The sequence below is a fragment of the Peribacillus sp. NPDC101480 genome (assembly GCF_050277335.1).
Lineage (GTDB): Bacteria > Bacillota > Bacilli > Bacillales > DSM-1321 > Peribacillus.
The window spans coordinates 271,799-284,811 of record NZ_JBNNSB010000007.1; the positions used below are offsets into that span (position 1 = coordinate 271,799).

Sequence of the window (13,013 nt, forward strand, 5' to 3'; positions counted from 1 at the left end):
TGTGATTAAGGGAGAAGGAGGATGACGCATGATGGAATTTAAACTTCCTGATGTAGGGGAAGGGATGCATGAAGGGGAAATTATCCAATGGCTCATCAAAGAGGGGGATGCGGTAAAACAGGATCAACCCATTGTTGAGGTGCAAACGGATAAAGTCAATGCTGAATTGACTGCTCCCGCAGCGGGAGTGGTCAAGAAGATATTTTTTTCCGAAGGGGATATCGTGGAAGTGGGAACCACAATATTCACAATTCAGGAAGAGAACGATATGTCAGTTCCGGATACAGTCATTATTGAAGAAGAAAACCATGCCGTGCAATCTAGCGATGTAAAAGTGAATGCTGAGCATATTACGACTAAACAGCATCATGAGACATTGCGTGCGCTGGCAACACCATTCGTGCGTCAATTGGCGAGGGAAATGAAGATTGATATCGAGAAGGTTAAAGGCTCCGGTCCAGCTGGGCGAATTACCGAAAGTGACTTGAAGCAGTTTAAAGAAAATAATTCGTTTACACGGGAAAAAGCCAAACAGCTTGAGGACAGGATTGTTCAAGATATGGCCCCGATGAAGGATGCCATCCAGGCAAAAGGTTTGGAAAATGAGCGGGAAGAGCGGATTCCGCTTAAAGGCATTCGTAAAAAAATCGCTGAACATATGGTAAAGTCGGTTTCAACCATTCCTCATGTAACCCATGTAGATGAATTGGAAATGGACCGATTGAAGGAATTTAAAAATCAATTAAAGGAGTACTCCGATGATAAGGATATTAAATTGACTTTTTTGCCATTTTTCGTTAAAGCGATTGTCATCGCCTTAAAGGAGTTCAAAACACTAAACGCTTCAATTGATGAAAGAACCAATGAAATCATCCTGAAAAATTATTATCACATTGGGATTGCGACGAATACAAACGAGGGTCTCATTGTACCAGTCATAAAAAATGCCGATCAAAAAACCATTTTCCAACTGGCTGATGAAATCAAGCGATTGGCAGCCCAAGCCCGTGAAGGGAAGCTGAACATAGATCAAATCACAGGCAGTACATTTACCATCAGCAATGTAGGACCGATCGGAGGGATGCACGCGACCCCGATCATTAACTATCCGGAAGCGGCCATATTAGCTTTGCATAAAATGGAACATCGCATGGTCGTTCGCGATTTGGAAGGTGTTATCCGTTTAATGATGAATATGTCACTTTCTTTCGACCATCGTTTGATTGATGGGGTAACAGCGGTGCATTTTACCAATAGAATTAAGGAATTGCTGGAAAATCCAATTCGTTTAGTTGTGGAGATGAGATAAATGGTAGTTGGGGAAGTTGCTGTAGAGACGGATGTTGTCATCATGGGAGGAGGTCCGGGAGGATATGCTGCGGCTATCCGTCTCGGCCAGTTAGGAAAATCAGTCGTGCTTGTTGAAAAGGATAAGCTGGGCGGGGTATGCCTTAATCGGGGCTGTATACCATCAAAGGCATTAATTCACGCAGCAAATCAATACCAAAGTCTTAATGATTTAGGGAAAATGGGAATCCGGCTGCCTCAGGAAAGCACGACTATGGACTTGGGAGTTTGGCAGGATTGGAAAGCGGGCATCACATCTCAATTGAGGCAAGGTATTGCCCATTTGTGTAAGGAAAATGGAGTGACGGTGGTTAAAGGTCAAGCAACCTTTTTATCTGATGACCGCATTGGAGTCGAAACCGATGGCGATTTCGAAACCTATAAGTTTGAGCAGGCAATTATTGCGACGGGGTCCAGGCCTTTCATTCCATCCTTCATTAAAGTCGATGGAGAATATATATTGGATTCGACATCATCTTTGCAGCTGCAGGAAGTTCCTTCAAGCTTGTCAATCATTGGCGGAGGATATATCGGAATCGAATTGGGTATGGCATTTGCAAAGCTAGGTACTAAAGTGACCATCATTGAAATGGCCAATCGCATACTCCCCCAAGTTGCTGAAAACTTGGTAAAGGAAGTCACAAGGAATGCCAAGAAGCTTGGGATGAAAATCAAAACCTCCTCGAGGGTAGAAAAGGCGACAGTAGTGAATGGCCAAGTACATCTTCATGTGTCCTCGGAAGAACAGGGGACTGAAGTGGTCGTGAGCGAAAAGACCCTGGTTACAATTGGCAGGATACCTAACACTGAAGAAATTGGCCTGAATCGGGCTGGGGTTACGGTTGGCGAGAAAGGCCATATAGCAGTGGATATGGAATGCCGTACAAATGTGCCGCACATCTTTGCCATCGGTGATACTACACCTGGTCCGGCTCTTGCCCATCGAGCATCCAAACAGGGAATCGTGGCAGCTGAAGTGATAGGGGGGCTGCCAAGTGCAGTAGACTCACCATATGTTCCATATGTAATCTTCTCGGAACCACAAATAGCTGGTGTTGGTTTAAGCCGTGAAGAAGCTGAACAACAGGGATACAGCGTCAAGGTCGGCAAATTTCCGTTCAGTGCCAACGGAAGGGCGCTTGCAACGAATGAAACGGAGGGATTTGCTGAAGTGATCGTGGATGCTAATAGCCACATATTGCTCGGGATGCATATGGTAGGTGCTGATGCTTCCAACCTTATAGGTGAAGGGGTCCTTGCCCTTGAACTGGCGGCTCGGGTCGAGGATATTGCCCTCAGCATGCATCCTCATCCAACTTTGACCGAGGGGTGGATGGAAGCGGCTGAGGCAGTTTTGGGACATGCGATTCACATCGTAAATAAATAACATAACTGGAATATGTATCATGGGGATTACCGATGTAGTCCCCGATTAGAATGTTTCATTTTAATAGAGTCAGAAACCCGGTCATTGGTCCCCGTAAGGCAAGGCTATCAGCAAGTCACTCCATTTCGAAAATCTGACCGGCGTTTGACCATACGGGAGCCATATTAGCCTGCAATGATTCCTCTTGTAAAACCATCAGCTTATTGATATCATTTTTACTTTGGGGAAGTATGAGAAGAGTTTTCAAGAAGGCTTTGCTTTCTTCCACTCCTAAACCATAACGGTTGATGAGATAACTTATCTATTCGCCATTCAACGATTGAAATGGGTTTAATTTTTTATATGAGAAAATTATGGAATGAAGGAGGCAAATGTAATGGAGTCAAATGGTGGGTCACTGCAAAAGAAATTATTGCCACGGCATATTAGCATGATGGCAATGGGAGGGGCTATAGGTACTGGGATTTTTAAAGGAAGTGCCGAAACCATATCGTTAGCAGGGCCAGGAGTTATATTCACTTATATTTTTGCAGGATTATTACTGCTTGTAGTCATGGGTGCTATAGCAGAAATGGCGATTGTCTATCCAAATACGAATATGAAGGGTTTCGTACAGAAAGCATTCGGTAAGCGCTTTTCCTTCATCGTAGGCTGGATGTATTGTTTCATGTGGCTGTCCGTATGTGTCATTGAGGTAGTGGTGGCAGGAAGCTTCTTGCAATATTGGCTCCCGGCTATCCCTCTATGGGTATTAAGTTTAGGGTGTGCGGCTTTCATAATTGGGATTAACATGATGAATGTCAAAAATTATGGTGAATTCGAATTTTGGTTTGCTGGCATTAAAATTACAATGATCATCTTATTCATCATATTGGGAGCCTGTATTTTATTTGGAGTGATCCCAAGCGGCGGATCTAATTATCTGCAAAACTTCACAGGGCATGGAGGATTTTTCCCAAATGGATGGATGTCCATCTTTTCGGCATTACTGATCGTCATGTTCTCCTATGGCGGTTCCGAGTTAATAGGGGTGACAGTAACCGAAGCAAAGGATGCAGAACGCATTTTACCTAAGGTCATTAAAAACTATATTTGGAGAGTCGTTTTATTCTTCACCTTACCGATCCTTGTAATCTGCGGTTTGATTCCTTGGAACGAAATTAGCGACCAGGCAAGTCCGTTTGTACAAGTTTTGTCAATGTCAGGTTTTCAGGGTTCTGCGCATATCATGAATTTCATTTTGATAACGGCAGTCTTATCAGCCGCTAACTCTGGAATATATGGGTGTACCCGAATGCTGCATTCTTTAGCTGCAGAAGGGGAAGCTCCCAAGTCATTCTCTTATGTATCAAAAAATGGCGTTCCTTTGTATAGTTTGATATTAAGTGCAGTTGTATTGGTCGTCGGCTCCATGATTACTTTCGTTGCACAGGACCAGGCATTTACTCTATTAATGGCTTTTCCGGGCTTTGTAGTATCACTTGTATGGATCAGCATCTGTTTAGCGCAGCTAAAACTTCGCAATTCTTATCCCAAGGCTCCGAGTTTTAAATTGTGGGGCTTTCCATATGTAACCTTGTTTACTGTAATCACCTTAAGCATCATTTGTGTCACGTTCGTGTTCAGTGAACAGAATCGGATCAGTATCATTGCTTGCCTGATTGTGTTGGCTGCATTAATCTCGATTTCGATTTTTAAATTTAAAAGTGTGGATGCACAGGAAACACCTATAATAGAAAAGGATATTGCTAAATAAATTCACGTAAAAGATACGGCATGGGCAAAGGCGTCCATGTCGTATCTTTCATTAATGATCATTGATATACAGCAACTTCATGGATCGGTCATGCACCAGACGTTTTATTGATAATATGTTGTAAGGATGCTATGAATCTCTCGTTTTCAGGCGCAGTGCCAATGGTCACGCGGATAGTATTTTCATAGCCTAGCAAATGACCTGAACGGATGATGACACCCTGAATTAATAACTTCTCAAAAATGTCCCTGCCAGGCTGATTCAATTTGACCATCAAGAAGTTGGCATGTGAAGGGTAGAATGTTAATCCCATCTTGCTTAGTTCGTTTTCTAAATATCTTCTTCCTTCCTCATTCTTACGAACACATTTCTCAACAAATGGATGGTCGTCGAGGGAAGCGAATGCTGCAGCCTGTGCTAAACGATTGGTATTGAAGGGCTCCTTCACTTTAACTAGCTCTTGTATGATGGAAGCATCCATTAAACCGTATCCAATCCTTAATGCAGCCAGGCCATAAATCTTCGAAAAAGTGCGTAAGATAACCAGGTTTGAATGCATATTGAGAAGTGGTAAGGTTTCTAAAAATTCTCCATCTTCGACATATTCATAGTATGCTTCATCAACGATCAGCAAAATATGTTTCGGCACCTTCTCTATAAAAGTGCGCAACTTTTCTTTTTGAACGATCGTTCCTGTTGGATTATTGGGATTACAGACAAATATCATTCTTGTTTTTTCTGTTATGGCCTCATACATACCCTGCAGGTCATGTACCCCATTAATAAGAGGTATCTTTACAGGTGTGCCGCCGTCAATCAATACATTCGTTTCATACCGTGGAAATGTCACATCAGCCATGATGACTTCATCATTTTGTTGGATATAGGTTCTTGTTAACAAACGAATCACTTCATCAGAACCATTTCCCAAAATGATATGATCTTTATTGATATTCAATTTCCTTGCCAGCTTTTCAGCTAATGCAGGTGCCATACCTTCAGGATAAAAGGAGGTTTGCTCCATTTCGGTAAGCATGGCTTCTTTTGCTAGAGGTGAGTAACCGAATGGGTTCTCATTGGATGCCAATTTAACGATCGTTTCAAGACCAAGTTCGCGTTGCACTTCTTCAATTGGCTTGCCGGAAACATATGGGCTGATGCTTTCGATGTTTTGTCGAACCGGGATTTTCGTAAAGGTCAATGCAGGTTCCTCCCTTTGGTGAATTCTGAATTTTCTTTTTCTATTTGATTATTTTAATGATAGAATATTAACTGGTAAAATTACATACAAAAAAGAATGTATTTATTGCTATCCATACAACATTTTAAAGAAATATATGCTTATATTCCTTCATTATGAAAGGCGGTTGCTTCATGGATGAAATAGATGTCAGGTTACTGGAACTTTTACAAAGAGATGGACGCATTACGATTAGTGAACTATCGAAGAAATTGGCTCTCAGTCGACCTAGCATCTCTGAACGTATGTATCGCCTGCAAGAAAAGGGGATCATTGAGGGGTTCAGCGCAAGGGTTTCACCTCTGGCAATAGGAAGGGGTGTACTTGTGTTCATTCAGGTGAGTGAACTTAAGGTTCCTGTTTCCGATTTTGAGACATTGGTGAAAAATGATTTAGACATTATCGAGTGTCATCGTGTAACGGGAACAGTTGGATATTTTTTGAAAGCGGCTTTAGCTGATATGGACAGCATGAGATTACTGATAGATCGATTGATACCATATGGACATCTGAATACATCCGTGGTTTTGACATCCCCGGTACCTTCCCGCTCCATTCTTCCAAGGATCAATGAAATGGAGGATCATGGGGCGAAATCCTAGGTGGTAATTCAATTTATAAGGATTCGGTGACCGTTCAAACTAGAAAATAGGTTTATTACAAAAGGAACGAGGCAATGCGCCTGTTCCTTTTTGCCGTTATTTTAAATCCATCAAAGCCCCGAAATATTGCTGGGCGGTTGTAAAACAAATGAATGCCAATAGTTCAGAAATCTCTTCATCACTGAATGCCTCCTTCAACACCTGGAAAAACTTTTCCTCCGTTTTTTCACGCTGCAAGAGAAATACCTCCGCAAAGGCGATTGCATAGCTTTCTTTCATATCTTCAGGCTTTAGTGGAGTCCCTTTTGCCTGACAGTATGAGCAGCCATTACCGTATGCCAGCACCCTTCTGACGTTTTCCTTTAACTTCTCCGAAAGTTTCCCATTTGCAGATATACAATCTGAAAGCTCCGACCATTTATGCGAAATCTCTTCAGAATGAAATAATCTTTGAAATGGACTGGATCCCTGTGATGATTTTTTTATTCTTGTCATGAACATCTCTCCTTTGAGATAATCCTAATATAAAAAACCAAGAAATTTAATTCCGTTTGTAAAGAAATGTGGTTAAATAATGAAAGAATGTAAAGAGAATAAGGGGGATAATTTAAAAATGAAAATAGATGAGAAAGACCAGAGCATCCTTGCCGAATTAACGTTGAATAGCCGCATCTCCATGAGGGAATTGGCAAAGAAAGTAAACCTCTCTGCCCCCACCGTTGCCGAACGGGTACGGCAAATGGAGTCGTTCGGGATCATTAAAGGGTATGTTGCCGAGATTGATCATAAAAAGATCGGTTTTCCAATTGAGTGTATCGTTGAAGCAACGGTAAAAAATGGGGAATATGAGAAATTCAAAAAGTATATCTCCGAGGTGCCGAATGTTGACTTTTGTTATCGAATTGCCGGGCAGGCTTGCTTTATGCTGAAAATCCACACTCAGAGTCTTGAAGAAGTGGAGGAATTCATCAATCGGACCATTCCTTTTGCGGCAACCGTTACCCATGTGATCCTTTCACAGGTGGAGCGGGAATAGGAATGAGTATTTTTCTTATGGAAGAAAAAGAGATCTGTAGGCCGATCATTTGAATTAATGGATAAAATCACGTGTCCATAAAGGTATACATAAGTTTGCAGTGCCTGGATATTTCCAGGTGTTTTTTTGCAATCAATGCTTTCGGTGATTCAAGAAAGAATAAGCTAATGGAATAAAGGGTACATGTAATAGTGGATTATAATCTGAAAAGGTGGGGTGAGGTATGTTGGAGGAAACTGACGACTTGAACCCTGAATTAGCCAGGGAAGCAGTTAATGTGATTGAAGATGTAGCTGGAAAATATCCTGGTTATCGGCGTGCACATGCAAGGGGATATGTTTATGAGGGGGTTTTTACCCCAAACGGAAAAGCGTCCCCATTAACGGTGGCTTCGCATCTTCAGGATGAAGCCGTGCCGGCGATCATTCGGTTTTCAAATAGCTCGCCGATTCCAAGCCATCCTGATGCCATTTCCCCTGTAAAGGGCATGGCAGTCAAGTTTCAATTGCCGAATGGAGAGGTGTCAGATCTTATTACTGTGACCATTCCGTTATTCTTTGCTAAAACACCGGAAGCGTTTGTTGATATAGCTGGTTTTTTCAAATCTGCCAAAGAAGGTTTCCCAAATCTGAAAGAGCTTGCAAAAATTCTGTGGAAGTATCCAGAAAGCAAGGCAAGCCTGCAAATGCTTAAAGAAATGCGTTCTCCAGCCAGTTTCTCAACTTGTCAATATTATTCCATTCATGCATTCTATTTCATTAACGCGGAAGGAAGGAGGCAGGCCATCAAGTACGAGTGGGTACCGGATGTCGGCCTTAGTATGCTAGAAAGAAAGGATTTGGCCAAGCATTCGCCAGAGTATCTGAATGAAGAAATGGAAGAGAGGCTGAAAGAAGGTCCGGTGGGCTTTAAATTGAACATACAAATAGGAGGGGAAAATGACCCGACTGACGATCCAACCACAGCTTGGCCGGAAGATAAACAGGTAATCACGATTGGGTATTTAACGATCTCCAAAAAATCGGAAGTGTGTAAAGATTCATTATTGTTTGATCCAACCAATATTTCTGAAGGAATCGAGTGCTCGGAAGACCGGATCTTGAATTTTCGCCATAGTGCGTATGCCGTTTCATATGAACGACGGATAAATAACCAATGAATGAAATCACGAAAAGGGAACCCTGCATTAAAGGGGTTCCCTTCAGACTGCTGGAAAACCTGCTTTCGGAAATCCACTCCCTTTCCAACTGTAGACAAGCCTCATCAATGCAAGCGTATGTGGGTTTCGGCTAGCCCAGTTATTCGGCAGGAGTGTCGCAAATTTCTTCAATCCAGTGAGAATTGCAGTAAAAAACTTAAAGGATAATGACTTGTTTTAAATTCATGGTTCGGGATGAAACTAATCTGAACCCCTTTTATAGTAGGTTACATTTTTCCGGATCTGAATATGGTGTAGAGCATAAGTAAGAACATCAGGGTTGCAACGACAAATCCAATCTCGATAACCGGTATTTTCCATAGGATCAAGGTTTCCCCGCCTATTGCAGAGCCGATAATGAGACCGACCATGATTATGCTGAATGCAAGCAGGATAATACTGAACGACAGCCGGTTCGAGATTTGATCAAGCTTATGTAAAAATACTTGAAGTTCGGGAATGTTGATATCGAGCCGCAATTTCCCTTTTTTAATGATACTTGTCACTTCCTTGATATCCTTGGGCAGTTCGGCAATGGCTTCAGCAGACTCGATGAATTGATTCCAGGCGTTTTTCGCAATGTTTTTTGGATTGTAGCGTTCCTTAAAAAGCCTCTCCCCAAAAGGTTCAGCTGCCTTCATGATGCTGAAATTCGGATCTAACCCTTCGACAATGGCCTCCATGGTAAGCAGAGCCTTGCCGAGCATCGTGAATTCGGGAGGGATTTGGACTTGATGCCGATTGGCAACAGTGAACAGGTCATTGACTGCTCCGCCTAAACTGATTTGGCTCAATGGGATATCATAATATTTATTTCGCAGCTCATCAATATCCCCCCTTAATGGGGCCATATCGATTTCGTCCGTCAGGAGGCCCATATCTGAAAGCGTCTTGATCAATCCATTGGTGCTTCCTCGTTTCAGGTTTATGACTAGCGAGGCGAACTGATACTTCGTTTCCTCCTCCAGACGTCCCACCATTCCGAAATCCATGAGTGCGACGACATTTCCCGGCAAAATGATGATATTGCCCGGATGGGGATCGCCGTGGTAAAAGCCATCAATCAATATTTGCTGAAGCATGGAGTTCGCTAATCTTTCTGCGATTTGCCGGCGATCATAACCTTCATCATCAAGCTGCTTATAATGGTTGATCTTAATGCCTTGAATGAAATCCATCGTCAGGACCCTTTTTGTGGAAAACTCCCAGTGGATCCTTGGTACCTTAAACCCTTGATCATCGATGAACTGCTTGGCAATTCTTTCCCCGTTTCGACCCTCGGAGTTATAATCGAGTTCTGCGCGTAGTGATTTAGCGAATTCATCAATCATTTTTCTGATTTGGTAGCGTCTTGCCCAAGATATGCGAGCTTCCATAAGTCTTGCCAAATCATCGAGAATTTCCAAATCCGTTTCCACTGTCGGCATAATATCGGGCCGCTGCACTTTGATTGCTACGACTTCCTGTGAAGGAAGGCGTGCTGTATGGACCTGTCCAATTGAAGCGGTTGCCAGAGGGGTTTCATTAAATTCAAGAAAAATGTTTTCCAAAGAATCACCCAATTCGGCTTCGACAATTTTGCGAACCCTATCAAATGGAAAAGGGGTCACCTGGTCCTGTAGCTTTTCAAGTTCGCGGACGATCTCATCGGGAACGAAATCACGCCTCGTGCTTGCAATCTGACCAAGTTTAATGAATGTTGGTCCCAAGCTTTGTAATATCTTATGCAGCCGCTCTCCGATCGAGCGGAGGTTCAGATTTTCATCGGGTTGGAGTTTCGAGTTCGCTTTGCTCTCGGATAATCCCAGGCGATAGATGAAGTAACCGAAACCATTTTTCAAGAAGGCATTAATGATTTCCTGGTAACGATGTGCGTGTTTCAGTCGCTTGCGAAACATTCAAGTACCTCCTGTCACGATTGTAAGTTTTGGTTCTGCTTCTCCAAAATTACGATACGGCGCTCCAATTCCTGAACTTCTTCTTTAGTTGCCAAGTTTAGGCCATTGAGCGCTTGGTTGACTTTGGCCTTGACGGAATCATCCAGCTGCTTTTGGGCTTGTTCCCCTTTTTCGACCCATTGCTTCAAAAGGACCTTGGAGTCTTCTTTGCTGATATCGCCTTTTTTGACAAGAGAGTCCACTGCTTTTTCAATTTGCTCTTTTGTAGCAGCGGCAGCACCTAATCCTAAAGAAAACACATTTTTTAATAAGTCCATTTTTACATTCCTCCAATATAAGTTTTTTACACCGTAAGAAAGATAATAGCGGATGCCGTTCAATCTGGTTCATTCTTGCTGTTATTATCTATCATACATCACTTTAGGGCAGCTAGAAAAATATAAGGGTCCTCCAGGTTATTGATGATAGGAAATTGTTTGAAGTGTAGCGAATTGGATATTATGATAGGGACAAATCTGTGAAAGTGAGGATGGAATAATGGGTTTCAAAAATAAAACGGTGATTGTAACAGGCGCTTCGAATGGGATAGGGAGAGGCGTGGCAAAGGGATATGCAGAAAGCGGTGCTTCAGTCGTTCTCGCAGATTTGGACGAGCGGGAAGGTCTTTCGTATGTGGAAGAGCTCAAAAGTAACGGTCATGAAGCCATGTTCGTCAAAACGGATGTACGCAAGGAAGCTGACATCCATCATTTGATGGATGTAACTCTAAAAACATATAAGACCATTGATATATTAATCAATAATGCAGGAAAGGCATTATTCAAATCGCTTTATGACCTGACGATTGAGGAATGGGACGATATGATGAATACGAATTTGCGCAGTGTTTTCCTTTGTTCCCGGGCTGCTGCAGAATCGATGCGGAAAAATGAAAAGGGAGGTGCAATCATCAATTTGGCATCAACCAGAGCGGTGATGTCTGAACCTGATTCGGAATCCTATGCAGCGACAAAAGGAGGGATCAAAGCACTGACACATGCACTTGCCGCTTCTTTAGGCAAAGAGAAAATTACGGTCAATTCGATTTCTCCGGGATGGATTGAAACGCGAGATTATGAATCGCTGAGGGATAAAGATCACCAGCAGCATTTTTCCAATCGGGTTGGCAAGCCTGAAGATATTGCAAGGGCCTGTCTTTATTTGACGGCATCGGAAAATGATTTCGTTACGGGTGCGGACCTTATCGTCGATGGAGGCATGACAAGAAAAATGATGTACGAGGAGTAATCTCATTTTTTCCGATAAAGATATTGCAGTTCAGTCCCGAGTTCACGGTTGAGCAGCTGTTCCATTTCTTCAAGCTCCTTTATGCCGATAGGGCCATCGGCAGCTGTCCAGTGAATGGTATAAACAAAATAGTAATCTCTTATTTTTCGGAAAATAACAGGCGAATTCGGGAATTGATCAAAAATTGCCTTGATATTATAGCGTCTCATGTAGGACCACTTAACGAGCTGCATGTTGCTACCCATCCTTTTCAAAAGAGATCAATGACTGCCAGGATGGCAGCCATTGGTCCGGTTCTTATTTATCGTTGAATAAATTGAATAAGCCTCTAGCTACGCTGCCTTCTTCGGAGGATCCTCCATTTTGCGGAGCTGCAGCAAATACACGGCTTGCAAGCCGGCTGAATGGCAAAGATTGCACCCAGACGGTTCCTGGTCCTTTTAATGTTGCAAAGAATAAACCTTCGCCACCGAATAAAGCTGTTTTCACGCCTTTTACAGTTTCAATATTATAATCTACCCCGCTAGTCATCGCTACTAAACATCCTGTATCGACCCGTAAGATTTCTCCTGCAGCCAATTCTTTTTTATGGATTGTGCCGCCGGCATGAACGAAGGTCATTCCATCTCCTTCAAGTTTTTGCATGATGAAGCCTTCACCGCCAAAGAAGCCTGCCCCTATCTTTCTTTGAAACTCAATTCCGACTGAAACGCCTTTCGCTGCCGCCAAGAATGCGTCTTTTTGACAAATGATTTTCCCACCGAGCTCGCTTAAATCCATCGGAATGATTTTACCTGGATAAGGCGAGGCGAATGAAACATGTTTTTTATCTCGTCCTTCATTCGTAAAAGCCGTCATGAAAAGACTCTCACCAGTAAGGAGCCGTTTCCCGGCACCGAATAGCTTACCCATCATTCCGCTGTCACCATTCGATGACCCATCGCCAAAGATGGTTTCCATCTTGATTTGATCTTCCATCATCATCAAACTTCCAGCTTCGGCAATCACCGTTTCCTGAGGATCCAATTCCACTTCAACAAACTGCATGTCATCTCCATATAATTTAAAATCTATTTCATGGTTATTCATATTCCATTCCTCCTATCAATCTTATTTTCATTGTAAAAGATAAACTCTTAACCTGCCAATATTTTTCAATTTTTCGCCGTAATTTATATATTTTTTGTTTTCACGGGTATATCTAGTAAAATGTAGGAAGAAAAACAGCATGACACTTAAGCGGGAATGAACTTTTTTCTTAA

13 protein-coding genes are annotated in these 13,013 nt (G+C 42.5%); 7 read left to right on the plus strand and 6 right to left on the minus strand.

The window, feature by feature from the left end; all coding sequences use genetic code 11:
• Positions 1–28: 28 nt before the first annotated feature.
• The 3 genes from ACQKMF_RS22150 (at position 29) to ACQKMF_RS22160 (ending at position 4,490) form a co-directional block, all read left to right on the plus strand.
• The gene (locus tag ACQKMF_RS22150; protein ID WP_402941134.1) at positions 29–1,309 is read left to right on the plus strand and encodes a dihydrolipoamide acetyltransferase family protein; all 1,281 of its coding nucleotides are present in this window, start codon (positions 29–31) and stop codon (positions 1,307–1,309) included.
• Positions 1,310–2,734 carry a dihydrolipoyl dehydrogenase gene (gene lpdA / locus ACQKMF_RS22155; protein WP_402941137.1) on the plus strand — a complete coding sequence of 475 codons (1,425 nt, stop codon included), beginning with the start codon at positions 1,310–1,312 and terminating at the stop codon, positions 2,732–2,734.
• A gap of 376 nt (positions 2,735–3,110) precedes the next feature.
• Entirely contained in the window at positions 3,111–4,490 is a 1,380-nt protein-coding gene (locus ACQKMF_RS22160) for an amino acid permease (protein WP_101224231.1), read from the plus strand.
• An 88-nt stretch (positions 4,491–4,578) separates the two neighbouring features.
• On the opposite strand, the gene hisC is transcribed toward ACQKMF_RS22160, so the two are convergent.
• Positions 4,579–5,691, minus strand: coding sequence for a histidinol-phosphate transaminase (gene hisC, locus ACQKMF_RS22165; protein ID WP_101224230.1), 1,113 nt, complete (start codon positions 5,689–5,691; stop codon positions 4,579–4,581).
• Between the two features lie 173 nt (positions 5,692–5,864).
• Here hisC and ACQKMF_RS22170 point away from each other — a divergent pair, with 173 nt between their 5' ends.
• A complete protein-coding gene (locus tag ACQKMF_RS22170) occupies positions 5,865–6,332 on the plus strand; it encodes an Lrp/AsnC family transcriptional regulator (protein WP_101224229.1) in 468 nt (155 codons plus the stop codon).
• A 96-nt stretch (positions 6,333–6,428) separates the two neighbouring features.
• Here the strand turns inward: ACQKMF_RS22170 and ACQKMF_RS22175 are convergent, their stop codons facing one another.
• The gene (locus ACQKMF_RS22175; RefSeq protein ID WP_427574989.1) at positions 6,429–6,827 is read right to left on the minus strand and encodes a carboxymuconolactone decarboxylase family protein; all 399 of its coding nucleotides are present in this window, start codon (positions 6,825–6,827) and stop codon (positions 6,429–6,431) included.
• Between the two features lie 118 nt (positions 6,828–6,945).
• Here ACQKMF_RS22175 and ACQKMF_RS22180 point away from each other — a divergent pair, with 118 nt between their 5' ends.
• A complete protein-coding gene (locus ACQKMF_RS22180; RefSeq protein ID WP_101224441.1) occupies positions 6,946–7,368 on the plus strand; it encodes an Lrp/AsnC family transcriptional regulator in 423 nt (140 codons plus the stop codon).
• A gap of 223 nt (positions 7,369–7,591) precedes the next feature.
• Positions 7,592–8,527, plus strand: a complete 936-nt coding sequence (locus ACQKMF_RS22185) for a catalase family peroxidase (protein WP_427574991.1) — start codon at positions 7,592–7,594, stop codon at positions 8,525–8,527.
• Between the two features lie 266 nt (positions 8,528–8,793).
• Here ACQKMF_RS22185 and ACQKMF_RS22190 read toward each other — a convergent pair whose 3' ends face one another.
• Together ACQKMF_RS22190 and ACQKMF_RS22195 are read right to left on the minus strand one after the other, a co-directional pair.
• Positions 8,794–10,464 (minus strand): ABC1 kinase family protein, encoded by a 1,671-nt coding sequence (locus ACQKMF_RS22190; protein WP_427574993.1) that lies wholly within the window; start codon positions 10,462–10,464, stop codon positions 8,794–8,796.
• Between the two features lie 14 nt (positions 10,465–10,478).
• Complete coding sequence (locus ACQKMF_RS22195; protein ID WP_063232312.1) at positions 10,479–10,781, minus strand: phasin family protein; 303 nt, start codon at positions 10,779–10,781, stop codon at positions 10,479–10,481.
• Positions 10,782–11,001: 220 nt separating this feature from the next.
• On the opposite strand from ACQKMF_RS22195, the gene ACQKMF_RS22200 reads away from it, so the two are divergent.
• Positions 11,002–11,751, plus strand: a complete 750-nt coding sequence (locus ACQKMF_RS22200) for an SDR family NAD(P)-dependent oxidoreductase (protein WP_101224225.1) — start codon at positions 11,002–11,004, stop codon at positions 11,749–11,751.
• Positions 11,752–11,753: 2 nt separating this feature from the next.
• Here ACQKMF_RS22200 and ACQKMF_RS22205 read toward each other — a convergent pair whose 3' ends face one another.
• Both ACQKMF_RS22205 and ACQKMF_RS22210 read right to left on the minus strand, forming a co-directional pair.
• A complete protein-coding gene (locus ACQKMF_RS22205; RefSeq protein ID WP_101224224.1) occupies positions 11,754–11,984 on the minus strand; it encodes a hypothetical protein in 231 nt (76 codons plus the stop codon).
• Between the two features lie 64 nt (positions 11,985–12,048).
• Positions 12,049–12,840, minus strand: a complete 792-nt coding sequence (locus ACQKMF_RS22210; RefSeq protein ID WP_048687434.1) for a TIGR00266 family protein — start codon at positions 12,838–12,840, stop codon at positions 12,049–12,051.
• Between the last annotated feature and the right edge of the window lie 173 nt (positions 12,841–13,013).